13 protein-coding genes are annotated in these 14,937 nt (G+C 59.4%); 8 read left to right on the top strand and 5 right to left on the bottom strand.

What is annotated here, in order from left to right; translation table 11 throughout:
* Window positions 1–252 precede the first annotated feature (252 nt).
* From AB4N44_RS29370 to yecR, 4 genes are all read left to right on the top strand, one after another.
* The gene (locus tag AB4N44_RS29370) at window positions 253–1,629 is read left to right on the top strand and encodes a pyridoxal-phosphate dependent enzyme (protein WP_127926881.1); all 1,377 of its coding nucleotides are present in this window, start codon (window positions 253–255) and stop codon (window positions 1,627–1,629) included.
* The gene (locus tag AB4N44_RS29365; RefSeq protein WP_460110885.1) at window positions 1,626–2,798 is read left to right on the top strand and encodes a cystathionine gamma-synthase; all 1,173 of its coding nucleotides are present in this window, start codon (window positions 1,626–1,628) and stop codon (window positions 2,796–2,798) included. Before AB4N44_RS29370 ends, AB4N44_RS29365 begins: the two co-directional genes overlap by 4 nt.
* Before the next feature lie 506 nt (window positions 2,799–3,304).
* On the top strand, window positions 3,305–3,619 hold the full coding sequence (locus tag AB4N44_RS29360) for a hypothetical protein (RefSeq protein WP_127926879.1): 315 nt from the start codon (window positions 3,305–3,307) through the stop codon (window positions 3,617–3,619).
* A gap of 32 nt (window positions 3,620–3,651) precedes the next feature.
* Complete coding sequence (yecR, locus tag AB4N44_RS29355; protein ID WP_007918065.1) at window positions 3,652–3,960, top strand: YecR family lipoprotein; 309 nt, start codon at window positions 3,652–3,654, stop codon at window positions 3,958–3,960.
* 102 nt (window positions 3,961–4,062) lie between these two features.
* Here the strand turns inward: yecR and AB4N44_RS29350 are convergent, their stop codons facing one another.
* Entirely contained in the window at window positions 4,063–5,685 is a 1,623-nt protein-coding gene (locus AB4N44_RS29350; protein WP_460110888.1) for an ATP-binding response regulator, read from the bottom strand.
* A 115-nt stretch (window positions 5,686–5,800) separates the two neighbouring features.
* On the opposite strand from AB4N44_RS29350, the gene AB4N44_RS29345 reads away from it, so the two are divergent.
* Complete coding sequence (locus AB4N44_RS29345; protein WP_460110890.1) at window positions 5,801–6,406, top strand: LuxR C-terminal-related transcriptional regulator; 606 nt, start codon at window positions 5,801–5,803, stop codon at window positions 6,404–6,406.
* A 90-nt stretch (window positions 6,407–6,496) separates the two neighbouring features.
* Here the strand turns inward: AB4N44_RS29345 and AB4N44_RS29340 are convergent, their stop codons facing one another.
* The 4 genes from AB4N44_RS29340 to AB4N44_RS29325 all read right to left on the bottom strand — a co-directional run bounded on the left by AB4N44_RS29340 (window position 6,497) and on the right by AB4N44_RS29325 (window position 10,654).
* Window positions 6,497–6,877 (bottom strand): fe2+ zn2+ uptake regulation protein, encoded by a 381-nt coding sequence (locus tag AB4N44_RS29340; RefSeq protein ID WP_127926876.1) that lies wholly within the window; start codon window positions 6,875–6,877, stop codon window positions 6,497–6,499.
* Window positions 6,878–7,009: 132 nt separating this feature from the next.
* Window positions 7,010–9,226, bottom strand: a complete 2,217-nt coding sequence (locus AB4N44_RS29335; RefSeq protein WP_460110892.1) for a TonB-dependent receptor — start codon at window positions 9,224–9,226, stop codon at window positions 7,010–7,012.
* Between the two features lie 110 nt (window positions 9,227–9,336).
* Entirely contained in the window at window positions 9,337–9,738 is a 402-nt protein-coding gene (locus tag AB4N44_RS29330) for a ParB N-terminal domain-containing protein (protein ID WP_127926874.1), read from the bottom strand.
* 25 nt (window positions 9,739–9,763) lie between these two features.
* A complete protein-coding gene (locus AB4N44_RS29325; RefSeq protein ID WP_127926873.1) occupies window positions 9,764–10,654 on the bottom strand; it encodes an HpcH/HpaI aldolase/citrate lyase family protein in 891 nt (296 codons plus the stop codon).
* A gap of 614 nt (window positions 10,655–11,268) precedes the next feature.
* Here AB4N44_RS29325 and AB4N44_RS29320 point away from each other — a divergent pair.
* Genes AB4N44_RS29320 through AB4N44_RS29310 form a run of 3 tightly spaced genes read left to right on the top strand, consistent with a single transcriptional unit; the run spans window position 11,269 to window position 14,910 of the window.
* A complete protein-coding gene (locus tag AB4N44_RS29320) occupies window positions 11,269–12,663 on the top strand; it encodes a Y4yA family PLP-dependent enzyme (protein WP_150773860.1) in 1,395 nt (464 codons plus the stop codon).
* Between the two features lie 14 nt (window positions 12,664–12,677).
* Entirely contained in the window at window positions 12,678–13,721 is a 1,044-nt protein-coding gene (locus AB4N44_RS29315; protein ID WP_077573287.1) for a PLP-dependent cysteine synthase family protein, read from the top strand.
* 28 nt (window positions 13,722–13,749) lie between these two features.
* Window positions 13,750–14,910, top strand: coding sequence for an NAD/NADP-dependent octopine/nopaline dehydrogenase family protein (locus AB4N44_RS29310; RefSeq protein WP_150751917.1), 1,161 nt, complete (start codon window positions 13,750–13,752; stop codon window positions 14,908–14,910).
* The last annotated feature ends 27 nt before the right edge of the window (window positions 14,911–14,937 follow it).

The following is a 14,937-nucleotide window of genomic DNA, read 5'->3' as shown; positions in this document are numbered from 1 at the left end:
TTTCGGCAGGAAACTTGTCGGCAATTCAAGCTGTTCGTTGCCATGAAGACGCTCTTTGAAAACTCGATGACGCCTCTGTGTAAACGCTCTCGAACCCGCCCCGGCAGGTCTTTGATTTCGATCTATCGTTAGATCGAAATGGCTGTATTGGCGACCGACTAAAGGTTGCGACAGCCGATGTCTGAGCCTATGTTGCACGCGAGTCTTTTCCCCGCGATTGGAACGCGATCAACACCACAAAGAGGTGAAGAAATGTCAAAGGAATCACGCCCTGCCGTACTTGGGCTGATCGGCAATACTCCGCTTGTGCAAGTCACCCGCTTCGACACCGGGCCGTGCACGCTGTTTCTCAAACTTGAATCGCAGAACCCCGGTGGTTCGATCAAGGACCGCATCGGTCTGGCGATGATCGACGCCGCCGAGCGTGATGGTCGCCTGCAACCCGGCGGCACCATCGTTGAGGCCACCGCCGGCAACACTGGCCTGGGCCTGGCACTGGTTGGCCGCGCCAAAGGCTATCGCGTGGTGCTGGTGGTGCCAGACAAAATGTCCACCGAGAAAGTCCTGCACTTGAAGGCCATGGGCGCCGAGGTACACATCACCCGCTCCGACGTCGGCAAGGGCCATCCCGAGTATTACCAGGACGTCGCCGCCCGTTTGGCGAAAGACATTCCCGGCGCGTTTTTCGCCGATCAGTTCAACAACCCAGCCAACCCGCTGGCCCACGAATGCAGCACCGCGCCGGAAATCTGGGCGCAGACCGAACATGATCTGGACGCGATCGTCGTCGGTGTCGGTTCGGCCGGCACGCTGACCGGCCTGAGCCGCTTCTTCAAGCGTGTGCAACCTGATCTGGAAATGGTCCTGGCCGACCCGGTCGGTTCGGTGATGGCGCAATACAGCCGTGACGGCTCGCTGCCGACGCCCGGTTCATGGGCGGTGGAAGGCATCGGCGAAGACTTTATTCCGTCGATCACCGACCTTTCCAGCGTGCGTCACGCCTACTCGATCAGCGATGAAGAAAGCTTCGATCACGCCCGCCAGTTGCTCAAGGCCGAAGGCATTCTCGGCGGCTCGTCGACCGGCACCCTGCTCGCGGCGGCGCTGCGTTATTGCCGCGAACAGACCGAGCCGAAACGCGTTGTCAGCTTTGTCTGCGACACCGGTACGCGCTATCTGTCGAAGGTCTACAACGACCAGTGGATGACCGATCAAGGCCTGTTGCAGCGCAAAGGTTACGGTGACCTGCGTGACCTGATCGCCCGCCGCTTCGAAGACGGCCGTGTGATCAGTGTCGGCCCTGACGACACGTTGCTGACCGCGTTCCAGCGCATGCGCCTTGCGGATGTTTCGCAATTGCCGGTGCTGGTGGAAGGCAAACAACTGGTCGGCGTGATCGACGAATCCGACATCCTGCTGCCGGTGCACGAAGACGCCGCGCGCTTCAGCCAATCGGTGTCCAGCGTGATGACCGACAAGCTGCAAACCCTTGCCCCCGGTGCCAGCCTTTCCGAGCTGGAAGCGGTGCTCAGCCGTGGCCTCGTCGCCATCATCGCCGACGCGTCGGGCTTCCATGGCCTGATCACCCGCACCGACATGCTCAACCAATTACGGAGATCCCTCGCATGAGTCAGCACGACGAAAATTCCCAAGGCTTCGCGACCCGGGTGATCCACGCCGGGCAGACGCCGGATCCGACCACCGGCGCGCTGATGCCGCCGATCTACGCCAACTCCACATACCTGCAAGACAGCCCCGGCGTGCACAAGGGTTTCGATTACGGACGCTCGCACAACCCGACGCGTTTTGCCCTTGAGCGCTGCGTGGCGGATCTGGAAGGTGGCACCCGCGCGTTCGCTTTCGCGTCCGGGCTGGCGGCGATTTCCACGGTGCTGGAATTGCTTGATGCCGGCTCGCACATCGTCTCCGGCAATGACTTGTACGGCGGCACCTTCCGCCTGTTCGACAAGGTCCGTCAGCGCAGCGCCGGGCACCGCTTCAGCTTCGTTGATCTGGCCGATCTGTCGGCGTTCGAAGCGTCGTTGCAGGACGACACGCGCATGGTCATGGTCGAGACCCCGACCAATCCGCTGCTGAGCCTCTCGGATCTGGCCGCCATTGCGCGCATCTGCCGGGCGCGCGGGATCATTTGCGTAGCCGACAACACCTTCGCCAGCCCGTATATCCAGCGACCGCTGGAGCTGGGTTTCGACATCGTGCTGCACTCGACCACCAAGTACCTGAACGGTCACTCCGACGTGATCGGCGGCATCGCCGTGGTCGGCCAGAACGAAGAACTGGCCGAGAAGCTGGGCTTCTTGCAGAACGCCGTCGGTGCGATTGCCGGGCCGTTCGATGCGTTTCTGACACTGCGCGGGGTGAAAACCCTGGCGCTGCGCATGGAACGTCATTGCAGCAACGCGCTGGATCTGGCGCGGTGGCTGGAACAGCAGCCACAGGTCAAACGCGTCTACTACCCGGGGCTGGCCTCGCATCCGCAGCATGAATTGGCCAAGCGGCAGATGCGCGGTTTCGGCGGGATGATTTCCGTCGATCTGAACAGTGATCTGGCGGGCGCGCGGCGCTTCCTTGAGAACGTGAAGATCTTCGCCTTGGCGGAAAGTCTCGGTGGCGTGGAAAGCCTGATCGAGCACCCGGCGATCATGACCCACGCGACCATTCCGGCTGATACCCGCGCGAAACTGGGGATTGGCGATGGTCTGGTGCGGCTGTCGGTGGGCGTTGAAGACGTCGAAGACCTGCGCGCCGACCTGGCGCAGGCGCTGCAATCGATCTGACCTTGCAGGAACGACAAAGCCCGCACGACGCGGGCTTTGGTGTTCGAGCAGGCGGCCAGTGCTGGTCTCTGGCTTACAAGGTTTATCGGGCTTCCCACAGCCGGGCCCAATGAAAAGTACGGCCTCAACTGCTTCACACGGCATAAGGGCTGGATCTCAGCGCGGAGATCTTTCTAACCGTGTACCTTTCGGAGCGCGCCCCACGCCCCCTTGCTATCCGATTGCGCATCAGTCTGCGTCTTCGCCTACATCTTTGAGCCTAGCAAAGGCTCGCCCGATCGCCCCGGCGTTTTTAGACCGATTTGAGCTTTGCCCGAATCGGGCAGGAAGAGAAGCGCCTAATGCCCGTCGATCCCCCCACTGCACTAGCACATTTGTGCTAATCGACCGCCCTGTCAGCTGACGTTATATTCCCCCGCAACCCACGATGTTCCTCAACGCTGCCTGTTCGCAGCGTGCGGGATCGTTGTGCCTGGAAATCAGAACAACACCAAGGAAGAAACACCATGAAACTCCATGCAGGCCTCTGCAAGATCGCCGTGGTCGGCGCCGTGCTGCTCGGCGTGGCCGGCTGCCAGACCGTCAAACCCACTGAAGCGAGCATGAAAGAACGCGCGCAAACGGTGATTGGTAAACCGGTGTCGAAAATCGACAACATCCGCAACGACAGCACCCTCACCTACTACACCGCGTACACCCCGGCCGGGGAATACAACTGTGAATTGCCCAGCGGCGTAATCATCGCCGTGGCGAGCATGGGCATTATGTCGCCGCCGCTGTCGTGCCTGCCGAAAGGCGCTTCGCCAATCCCACTGCAATAACTTCTCCGCCCGGTAAAGGACACCGTTCGCCCATGAAAACCCTGATCGCAACACTCACTCTCAGCGCCCTTTTCCTCACTGGCTGCGCCACGCCGAAACAGTGGGAAGCCACCGGCGGCAGCAAAAACGATGGCGTTGTCCAGGTCTCCTATGAACTGGGCCAGTTCGAAAGCGGCCAGACCAGCGCCGAACAAGGCCTGACCGTCGCCGCCCAACGCTGCAAGACCTGGGGTTATAAAAACGCCGAGGTCACCGGCTCCGAGAAAAACATCTGCCGCACCATGGGCCAGTACAACTGCCTGCAAACCACTATCACCCAGGATTACCTGTGCAAACGCTGAGCACGCATTAACGTTGTAGGAGCTGTCGAGTGCAACGAGGCTGCGATCTTTTGATTTTGATCCTGAAAATGAAGATCAAAAGATCGCAGCGTGCCGCAGCTCCTACAAGGCTCGGGTTTGCGGTCGGCGGTCGCGCAAGGTTCGCAACGTCGCGCGCAGCTCGGCCGGGCGCACCGGCTTGGACAAGATCGCGATGTGGCGGTCGTGCAGGGCGGCCTGGATTTTTTCGACGTCATGTCCGGTAATGATCATCGCGGGCACTGCCCAGCCCCTCCGCCTGCGTACGTCGTCGATACATTCGATGCCGGTGGCATGAGTGCCGAGGTCATAGTCAGCGACGATGATGTCGCAATCGGTGACCAGGTCCTGAGCCGTCAACTCGGCCTGAACCACACAGCCCCAACGCTCCAATAGCGCCGAAGTCGCGAGCAATACGTTGCGATCATCCTCCACCAGACACACCTTCAACCCGGTCAGCAAACCGACCTGACGTGCTTCATCCCGATTGACCGTCACCTGCGGCGGCGCGGTGATCGGCAAGCCGTACAAAGTCACCGCCGTACCCCGTCCAAGCTGCGACCGCAGGGCAACGCCGACACCGATCAACTCGCCCAGACGCTTGACGATCGACAGCCCCAACCCAACGCCTTCGACGTCTTTGTCGCGTACCTGGCGCACCCGATAAAACTCCTCGAACACCTTGGTCAGATGTTCTTCGGCGATACCGTTGCCGCGGTCATAAATCACGATGGCCAGCCCTGCCCCGCGCCGGCGCACACCGATCAGCACCGGCCGATGCGCGCCATATTTGAAGCAGTTGGAAAGCGCGTTCTGCACCATGGTCGCCAGTAACGCCGGATCGGTTTGCACCCAATACTCACAGGGGCGCAACCGCAACTCCACTCCAGCCCAACGCGCTGCTTCAGCGTTCTGGCGAATCAGATCCGCGAGCCACTCACCTAAATTGACGGTTTGCAGTTTGGGCAGAACCCGGCCGTTATCGAGGGTGTACAGATCGAGAATCGAGCGGAACAGTTGCGAAACATTGAGCAGCGATCGATCGATGTTATCGACCAGACGCCGCTCCTCATCGCCCAACCGCGACTCCCGCAGGCACGCGGTAAACAGCCCAATCGAATGAATCGGCTGGCGCAGATCATGACTGGCCTGGGCGAGAAACCGCGACTTTTCCAGATTCGCCGCCACCGCCTCTTCGGAGGCCTTGCGCGTACGCTCCAGCAGCAAATGCGCATAAAACGGGATCACCGTGCTGGTGATGATCAGCATCAACACCATGAACGGTTGCGCCTGCCACACCGGGGTCAGGCGATAAACACACACCAGCGCCAGCAACGCCAATGCCGTGGCAATCGCCAGATAACGCGAGCCATAGCGCATACCATTGCCGAGGTTGACCCAGATGATCACCGCATACAGCGGCAACGCCGCCTCGCCACCGACCACCAGGCCAAAGCAGGTGCCGGTGTAATCGTGGACCATGGCGAAAATCCGCCGCGCCGGGTAATGCCCCGGCCAGCGCGCAATCGCCTGACGCAAACCGATCGAGGCCAGCAAAAACAGGATGATGTAGGTGACAACCGGCAGATAGGTATCGAAGCGCTGGCCTGGCAAAAAACCCAGTATGAGCATGTAAACCACGGCAATACTGGCGATGATGATGCGCAGATTGGCCTGGTCGAGTTCGGTGTTTTTCTCGAACTTCATGGTTAAACGTCCTTGTGCGGCAATCGTCAGTTTCCGAATCAGCCTACAGGCAACCTTCGCGCCCGGTGCTAAGGTGCAAGCCTTGAGTAACGCCTGACCCAGGGAGGGTCACGCCATGACATGCCGAATTATCATAGCCGACGATCACCCGCTGTTTCGCGAGGCGATGCTGCGTACGGTACAGCGTTTGCTGCCCGAGGCCGTTATCGACGAAGCCGGCGATCTCGACGCTGTGCTGGCGCTGCTGCCTTTGGGTGATGAGCCGGACACATTGATTCTCGACCTGCGTTTCCCCGGGCTCACGTGTGTGAGCCAGCTCGCCGAACTTCGTCGACGCTTGCCGCGTACCACGCTGATTGTGGTGTCGATGGTCGATGACGAGTCGTTGATCAGCGAAGTCATGGCCGCCGGTATCGACGGTTTTATCGGCAAAAACATCGCTCCGGACGAAATCGGCCAAGCGATTCTGGCGATTCGTGAAGGAGAGGTGCTGGTGAAGTTCGCGCCGTCCGGGCTGTTGCCGCTGGAAACCGGCGCCGCCCTTACGCCTCGTCAGCAAGACGTCCTGCGCTTGATCGCCCAAGGCAAGACCAACAAGGAAATCGCCCGTGAACTGGATATTTCACCGTTCACGGTGCGGATTCATGTGTCTTCTTTATTACGCACGCTGAACGTGCCCTCGCGAGCGGCCGCCGCCGTGAAATACACGGGGACTCTGTAGGAGCTGCCGAAGGCTCGGGCCGCGATCGGACGATCTTTTGATCTTGTCTTTTAAAAAACAAAGTCAAAAGATCGCAGCCTTCGGCAGCTCCTACACGGGATCTGTGTGTTGCTGCAGCAATTCCATGGCCTCAGAGGAAAATCGGTAGGTCTTGTCACTCCCGAGCACGATCAGCCCCTCTTCACCCAGACGCTTGAGCACTTCACGCACACTGACGAACGACAGCTCGGGCGATGAAGACTCGACAAACGCATGCACACCATTCACCCCGATCCCATGCCCGTCGCGGCCGGCCACCACCAGTGCATTGATGACTTTGAAGCGGATCAGGCTGGTGCGCAGTCCGAAGTGGCGCAGCAGTTCGCGAATATGCGTATTGGCGCTGCGATCAAACTCAAAGGCCAATGGGTTGTTCGCTGTCCGAAAAGCCAACGGTGCGTTTACCGCGCCAACGCCTGGGTTGTTAAACATGGCGAATACTCCTTGTTTTAAAGGTTCAGGCGGACAGCAATTGCTGCCCGCCTGCCGACCACGTGTCGGACAGGCAACGTGATCGTGACTATCTATATAGAAGCTCACGACAGCGCCGCCCCTCCCGCCCCGTCAGAAATCGACCGTGGCCGACAGCTGCAAGGTCCGCGGGTAACCCGGAGAAAACGCGCCGTAGGACGCCACGCCCGACCAGTACTCACGATCGAAGACGTTCTGCACGGTGGCGCGGAACGTCGTTGGCCGGCCTTCGATTTTGGTCGCATAACGCGCGCCGGCGTCGACGCGGGTCCAGGCATCCAGTTCCTGAGTGTTAGCCTGGTTGACGTACTGGCTGTCGGTGTAGATCGCCCCGCCGGTGAGGGTGAAGCCTTCAAGCCATGGCGTGTCCCATTCGGCCCATACGTTGGCTTGCACGTCCGGCACGCCGACCGGTTTGTTGCCACGGTTGGCCTTGGTCGCCGAATCGGTCAGCTCGCCGTCGAGCACGGTCACGCCGCCCATCAGGCGAGTGCCCGGGGCCACTTCGCCGAACATGCTCAATTCAACGCCACGGTTACGTTGTTCGGCCTGCACCGAGAACACGTTGTCGGCACCGACTTCGCCACTGGGTTTCTCGATCTGGAACAACGCCAGCGTGGTCATGAACGTACCGTGCTCGTACTTGACGCCAATCTCATGCTGCTTGGATTCGTACGGGGCGAAGGTTTCGCCGGCGTTGGACGCCGTGCCCGGGGCGATGTCGCCCTTGCTCAAGCCTTCGACATAATTGTAGTAGAGCGAAACGTCTTCCCAAGGCTTGACCACCACGCCAACCAGCGGGCTCGTGGCGTTGTCCTTGTATTTCGAACTGACCGCACCGGCCGCGTTGTAGTTACGCGATTCGATGTCCTGGCGACGCACGCCAAGGGTCAACTGGAAGCGGTCATCGAGCATCGACATTGTGTCGGTCAACGCCACGCCGGACAGCTCCGATTCGGAAACGCGCAACACCTTTGGCGAGTTGATGTACTGCTGCGGCCTGTCGATCGGGTGGTAGATATTCGACAGGATGGCCGTGCCGTTGTTGATGCCGCGTGACAGCTCATCCTGATACCGGGTCGCCATGACCGTGGTGGTGTGAGTGATCGGGCCAGTGGCAAACACACCACGCATACCGACGTCAGCCGTCGAGCGATCAACGTTGAATTTGTAGTAGCCGGGAATGTTGCTGGTATCACCGGCGTCATTGAGAATTCTCGGCACCTGGTCGGACAGGCGTTTGACGTCGGATCTACCACCGCCGGCATGAGCGAACACGGTGACGTTGTCGGTCAGGTCATATTCGCCACCGAGCAACGCCGACTGCTCTTTGGTATCCGACCAGCCCCAGTCCTGCGAGTGATTGGTGCGGCCGTTCGGCGCAGACGGCACATCAACGCCCGGCGCAATGGTGAAGGGCCGCGAAGCGCCCTCCCAGCTTTCTTTCTGGCTGATGTAATCGAGGTTCAGGCGCAGACGCTCGCCGCGATAATCCAGGGCGATCGCGCCGACACCGAGGTCGCGATGCTGATCATCGACGGCGGTATCGCCACCCTGCAGGTTGCCGTTGAAACGCACGCCGAACTGGTTCTCCGAACCGAAGCGCCGACTCAGATCCAGATGCCCACCGACCTGAGAATCCGAGGCATAGGTGCCGGTGAACCGGGTCAGGTCTTCATCCAGCGGACGCTTGGGCACGATGTTGATCACGCCGCCGACGCCGCTGTTCGGCGAGATGCCATACATCAGCGCGCCCGGCCCTTTGAGCACTTCGACGCGCTCGGCGTAGTCGGTGAACACCCGATAATTCGGCGCGACACCGTAGACACCGTCGAACGCCAGCTCACCAAGGTTGCCTTCGCCAATCGGGAAGCCACGGATGAAAAACGAGTCGACAATTCCGCCAGTCTGCCCGGTTGAGCGCACCGAAGGATCGCGCTCCAAGGCGTCGGCGACGGTCACGGTTTGCAGATCAGCGAGGGTTTTGGCGGTGTAGCTGGTGACGCTGAACGGCGTGTCCATCACGTCTTTGTTGCCCAGCATGCCCAGCCGTGCGCCGCGCGCCACCTGGCCGCCGGCGAGGGTTTCCGGCAACGCGGTCGCGCCGTTGTAACGGGCGTTGACGTTGGTGGTGTCGAGGGTCAGCGCGTCCGGCGCGGCGTTCGCAGTCGGGTCGGCGGCAACGCCTGGTTGCTCGGGGCTGGCGGCCCAAGCGTTGGCGCTTCCTGCGACCAAAACGAAATTCAGCATGGCGGTACGCACGGCGAGTGCTAACACCCGCTCACCGCAAGGACGACTGACAACAGGCATGACGTGAGGATCCTTTTCATCGAGGGAAAATGGTAATCACTCCTATTGCCAGTCGATCTGCGAAAAAGTATCACCCGCAGTAAAGTTTTTTTGCTGTGGCTCGATCAGGGTCAGGCGTAGAGACTTTCCAGGGGGATCGCGACGACCGGCAACGCAGGGTCAAACGCGTGCCGGGTGGTCTTGTAAGGCAAAATCTCGCCGCGAGCGATGGTGGTGAAAATCCGCGCCACCTCGAACGCCTGCCCGGTCTGCCAATGCCGCACACAGACGCGCGGATCGGAGTAGTCGAGCTGGATGCACGGCACCCGTTTCAAACCCAGCTGCAACGCCGCGGTGAAACGGTGATTACCATCCATCACGATGCCGCGCGAACGCTCGACGATGATCGGTTCCAGCCAATGCCCGGCGCGGACAATCGACTCGCGCAGCAGCGTCACGTTGGCCGGATCGACCTGCTCCGACTGCAACACGTCGCACAGTGGCCGCAGCGCAATCTGATAACCGTGATCCATGATGATCTCCTGATTCGCCGGGGATTCAGCAGGCATCGGCGCGGGCAACCGGCGCATGCTGGCTGGCCACATCGAGCAGGCGTTGGGCGTGTTCGATCAGCGGCAAGTCGACCATCTCGCCGTCCACCTGCACCGCGTGGCTGCCCGTGGCGACCGCTCGCATCACGCGATCGGCCCACGCCAGTTGGCGCGAGTCTGGCAGGAAGGCGCGCTGCACCGTCGCCAGTTGCCCGGGATGGATGCACAGTTTGGCGCCGAAGCCCAGCGAACGCGCGTATTGCGCGTCTTGGGCAACCACCGCCAAGTCGCTGATTGCCGGCGTCACGCCGTCGATCGGCGACGGCAGATCCGCCGTGCGCGACGCCAGCACGATGCGGTTGCGGGCAAACAGAAACGCCTCGGGCACCTGGCTGCAGTTGATATCGAGCGAGAAATCCAGCGAGCCAAACGCCAGCCGCGCCACGCCCGCAATCGCAGCGATCGACTCGACCTGCTGCAGGCCTTTCGCGGTCTCGATGATCGCGACGATCGCCAGCGTCGGTTGCCACTCCAGCAAGCGCTCGACCGCCCGCGCCAGCGTCTCGGGACATTCGGCCTTGGGCAGGAAAATCCCGCTGCAACGCTCGGGGTAACGCATGTCGCTGAGCCAGCTCAGGTCCTGGCGAAACAGCGAACTGCTGACGCTGTTGAGGCGAATGTAACGCTCACAAGCAACGCTCGGCGTTTTCTCCTGCCACGCCTGGATGGCGTCACGGGCGGCGGCTTTGCTGTCAGGATGAACGGCATCCTCGAGGTCGAGAATGATCGCGTCCGGCCCTGCTTCGCAGGCTTTGGAAAAACGCTCGGGGCGGTTGCCCGGCACGAACAGGTAGCTGATCGCGAGTGGCGCTTTGCGGCTGAGTCGATCGGATTGCATGGCGTTGCTCCTTTGACGTGAACCCGTCGTGGTTTGTGAAAATTTTCAGGCCCGTTCAACGGCAGATTTGCCTGCCGTTCCGGGGCTTATCGCAACAGCCCTTAACGCCTTATTGATCAAGCAATTAAGAGACTTTTTAATCTCGGGACGAACGAGTCCTTGAGCGTGTAAATACACGTTCATGGATTCGCCTTGAGCAGGTTGTTATTGAAAAATATTTGAAAACCTTACTTGATAATCGTTCCTGTTCGCAATATTGTTCACGCCGCCAAGAGGAACTATTCTCGTTTCAAAGCAAGTCATCGGCATCTGCAAAAGTACCTGTCAGTGATGTCACTTAAACATCAGCTACAGGCTGCTACAGGGCAATGGCCAGCAACTAATGGCCATTCAGTACATCCGCACAAACCTTATGGAATGGGGTTCTCATGCAATTGTTTTGTGAACCATTTATTACGATCAGGGCTACAGATCCAATAACGAATTTCACTTGGCATCCGCCTCCACGTTGTTTAAAGCCTCGACGCTGACGAGTAAAAAAGACGACCTGCATCGATAACGATCGGTGTTCGAACTATCAATGGCGACGCAACTTTCGACGCCAGGGGTTAACTATGCCTACAACAAATAAATCTGCTGTTGAACAGCCGTATAAAGTTCTTCACCCGGAGATGTTAACGCCGCTGATCGACCCGGTTATTTCCACGCTTATCAACAAGTTCCCGAACAAACTTACAGACTTGGTGGAACAACAGGGCTCGCCGTTAAATCTGGTCTGGCCCCATGCGTTTGAATTAAACACGCAAGCGCTGCTGAACGTGTTGAAGCAATACCAAGTGCCCCATGCCATTTTCTACGGGGCCAAGGCCAACAAGTCGCAATGCATGCTCGGCGCTGCAGCGAATTCGGGGATCGGCGTCGATGTGTCGAGCATTCACGAGTTGAATGCTGCCCTGCGCGCAGGTGTGCCAGGCGCAAATATCTGTGCCACAGGACCGGCCAAAACAGCCGTTTTCCATCAAGCGCTGATCAGCGCCGGTTCACTGATTTGTGTGGATTCGCGGGAGGAATTCGATCACCTGCATAGCGTGATTCCAACACAGCCAGGACCGACGAAAACCAGAGTTCTATTGCGTTACAGACCGAAAAGCAGCCAGAAGAGCCGATTCGGAATGGGCTCGCAAGACCTGCTGCAATGCCTGCAACGGTTAACAGAACAACCTGAGCTTTTTCACTTTGAAGGTTTCCATTTTCACCTCGGCGACTATGGATTCGAATCCCGCGCACAAGCCTTTCGCGAGGTCAGCGGATTTATCGAAGCGGCCAGGGAAATGGGCTTGAATCCGCAGATGATCGACATCGGTGGTGGCTTGCCGATTCGTTATGTCGAACCTGAGACCTACGCTCAGTTCCTGCAAAATGACAATAACCCGAGCCACTATTACAACCAGAAAGTTCCCGCCACTTATTATCCTTACGGCAGTGAACTGACCGCGACACAATGGCTGACATTATTGCTCGAAGCCGAGCATTCGCAGGGTTTGTCGATTGCCAATTACTTGCAGGCTCAGAATATAACGCTCGCACTCGAACCCGGCCGAAGTCTGGTCGATCAAGCCGCCATGTCAGTATTTCGCGTCACGCGCAGCAAACAATTGGCTGACAATAAAACCGTGATCTTCGTGGAGGGCAGCAGTTTCAGCGCTTGCGAAACCTGGTTTACCTCGGAATATCTGGTAGATCCGATACTCATCAGCACCACACAACAGCCAAACACCCCGACTCAGGCTTATATCGCCGGCCATAGTTGCCTGGACGATGACGTCATTACCCATCGCCTGATCAACTTTGCGACGGCACCGCAAACCGGTGACCTATTGATTTATATCAACACCGCCGGTTACCAGATGGACTTGCTGGAAAACGAGTTTCATCGCCATCCCCTGCCCCGGCGGTTGACGGCGACCTGTTGTACGGAAGGTAACTATGCGTTTTCACCTGACTACTAAAGGGAACAATTGCAATGATCTTGAATAAAGTCTCTGACCTTATTGGTAATACACCGATGTTGGGCATCGATGTTCCGGATACCAACGCGCGATTGTTGTTGAAGATTGAAAAGAACAATCCCGGCGGCAGTATCAAAGACCGCATGGCGCGCAACATGGTGCTGGCGGCGCTCAAGTCCGGTCGCCTGAAACCCGGCGGTGTCGTTGTCGAGTCGTCGTCGGGCAATACCGGGATTGGTCTGGCCATGGCCGCGGTCGAGTTCGGTCTGCATTTCATCGCCGTAGTCGATCACCACGCCGCGCAAGACAAGATCGCCGTGATGAAGGCCCTCGGTGCCGACATTCGTTTCGTCAAAGGCACTTATCGCGAAGATGAAGTCGCGGTGGTCGAGCGCCAACAGATGGCCGCCGAGCTGGCGAGCGAGATTCCCGGCGCGGTGTTCATGAACCAGTCCGACAATGCGGCCAATGCCGGCGGTTACAGCGATTTCGTCCGCGAAACCATTGTGCAGGCTGAAGGTGTTGTCGGTGCTTACGTCGGTTGTGTCGGCACCGGCGGTTCGATGACCGGCATTGCGCGCGGCTTGAAAGTGCACAACCCGGACACCGTCACCGTCGCGGTGGAGCCGGCCGGTTCGATTGTCTTCGGTCACCCCGGCTACCCGTACTACCAATCCGGCACCGGTACACCGGCCGGCGACACCGTGGGTCTGGTGCTCGACTACAGCTGCATCGATCTGGGCGTGCAAGTCACCGATTCGCAGGCGTTCGAAACCGCGCGCTATATCGCGCGCAACTTCGCCTTGCTAGTCGGCGGCTCCACTGGCGGTGCGATTTTCAAGGCACTGGAGTTGATCCACAAAGGCGTGCTGAGCGGCAACGTCGTGGTGCCGATTGCCGACGGCGGCGAGAAATACCTGCATACCGTGTTCGACGACAAGTGGCTGCAGGAGCGCGATCTGATCGACCCGAGCATCGCCCCGCAACTGGACGCCTGGCTGGGCAAGACCCACTGGCTGGACAGCGTTTCCGCGCCGCTGCAACTGAGCGTCGCATGACCCACCCTTCACACAGGAACGCCTCTCGATGAATCTGTTGAAAGTCGCCATCTGTGGTGGCGGCAGGACCGGCCATCTCAACGCCATCCTGTTCAAGCAGCTACCCAATGTTCAGGTTTCGATGCACACCCATAATCAGGAGGTCATCGAACACCACGTCCGTCACACGCCGATGCAGGCCTTGTTGCCGGACGGCTCGTCGCTGAGCGCCCGACTGGACCGGGTGACCAGCGACGCGAAAGCCGCGGTGGAAGATGCCGACATCGTCATCATCACCGTGCCGGCCCATGCGCGTCCGCAAACGTTGAAAGATATCGCGCCGCATCTGACCACCAGCAAACCGGTGTTCATCGGCGCTATTCCCGGTTTTTGCGGTTTCGACTGGCTGGCCGAAGCCACCCTGCCCGATCGACCGAACGTGGTGATCTGGGGCATGAAGGATGTGCCGCACACCGCGTTCGAATTGACCCCCGGACGCTCGATCAAAATGGGCGGCGGCAAAAGCCAGTTGTACGTCGCGACCCACGCCCGGGAGCCACAAACCGCGCGCCGCCAATTGGAAAAAATACTCACGCGGCTGTACGGCCCGTGCGTGACGATGCTCAAGCATTTTCTGGAAATCACCCTGACGCCGGGCAACCCGATCATGCACAGCTCGGTGATCTACGGCCTGATCGGCCCCTACGGCCAGTGGCACCGCAAGATCTTCCCGCAACGCATGTGCTGGTGGACCGAATGCCCGGAACTCGGCGCGTATTTCCTTGAACGCATGGATCAGGAAAGCCAGGAACTGTGTGCGGTGATCAGCCAGCGACTGGGCATCGACCTGTCCTCGGTGAAATCGCTGAAACAGGAAATCGTCGAGGCTTACGGCGAGCAGATCCGCGACCCGAGCAGCATGCTCTCGATCCTGCGTACCAATCAGGCTTACAACGACATCCTCGCGCCGATGGTGCCGGCCGCCGACAACCGCGCCGGTTACGTGATCGAGCGCGAGAGCCGCGCCTTCAACGAAGACGTCGCTTATGGCCTGGTGCTGCTGGTGGAAATGGCCAAGCGTTTCGACTTCAAGGTGCCTTACATCGAGGAAGTCCTGCAGTGGAGCGTGGCCTACATGGAAGGCCTGCGCGGCTCGGCACTCGACTATTTCCCGCGCCAATGGCCGCACACGACAAGCGCCGCCGCTTGATCTTTTTATTCAATTTTCGATGAGCAG

The organism is Pseudomonas sp. S3_C06 (assembly GCF_054667675.1).
Note: the sequence above shows the minus strand (reverse complement) of the source record. Positions and strands in the feature narration are given on the sequence as shown.

Excerpts from the sequence above, each read along its gene's own strand:
- AB4N44_RS29345 (WP_460110890.1), top strand. The coding sequence starts at position 5,801 with ATGACATGCCGAATTATCATAGCCGACGATCACCCGCTGTTTCGCGAG.
- yecR (WP_007918065.1), top strand. The coding sequence starts at position 3,652 with ATGAAAACCCTGATCGCAACACTCACTCTCAGCGCCCTTTTCCTCACT.
- AB4N44_RS29365 (WP_460110885.1), top strand. The coding sequence starts at position 1,626 with ATGAGTCAGCACGACGAAAATTCCCAAGGCTTCGCGACCCGGGTGATC.
- AB4N44_RS29370 (WP_127926881.1), top strand. The coding sequence starts at position 253 with ATGTCAAAGGAATCACGCCCTGCCGTACTTGGGCTGATCGGCAATACT.
- AB4N44_RS29310 (WP_150751917.1), top strand. The coding sequence starts at position 13,750 with ATGAATCTGTTGAAAGTCGCCATCTGTGGTGGCGGCAGGACCGGCCAT.
- AB4N44_RS29330 (WP_127926874.1), bottom strand. The coding sequence starts at position 9,738 with ATGGATCACGGTTATCAGATTGCGCTGCGGCCACTGTGCGACGTGTTG.
- AB4N44_RS29360 (WP_127926879.1), top strand. The coding sequence starts at position 3,305 with ATGAAACTCCATGCAGGCCTCTGCAAGATCGCCGTGGTCGGCGCCGTG.
- AB4N44_RS29335 (WP_460110892.1), bottom strand. The coding sequence starts at position 9,226 with ATGCCTGTTGTCAGTCGTCCTTGCGGTGAGCGGGTGTTAGCACTCGCC.
- AB4N44_RS29325 (WP_127926873.1), bottom strand. The coding sequence starts at position 10,654 with ATGCAATCCGATCGACTCAGCCGCAAAGCGCCACTCGCGATCAGCTAC.
- AB4N44_RS29350 (WP_460110888.1), bottom strand. The coding sequence starts at position 5,685 with ATGAAGTTCGAGAAAAACACCGAACTCGACCAGGCCAATCTGCGCATC.
- AB4N44_RS29315 (WP_077573287.1), top strand. The coding sequence starts at position 12,678 with ATGATCTTGAATAAAGTCTCTGACCTTATTGGTAATACACCGATGTTG.
- AB4N44_RS29340 (WP_127926876.1), bottom strand. The coding sequence starts at position 6,877 with ATGTTTAACAACCCAGGCGTTGGCGCGGTAAACGCACCGTTGGCTTTT.
- AB4N44_RS29320 (WP_150773860.1), top strand. The coding sequence starts at position 11,269 with ATGCCTACAACAAATAAATCTGCTGTTGAACAGCCGTATAAAGTTCTT.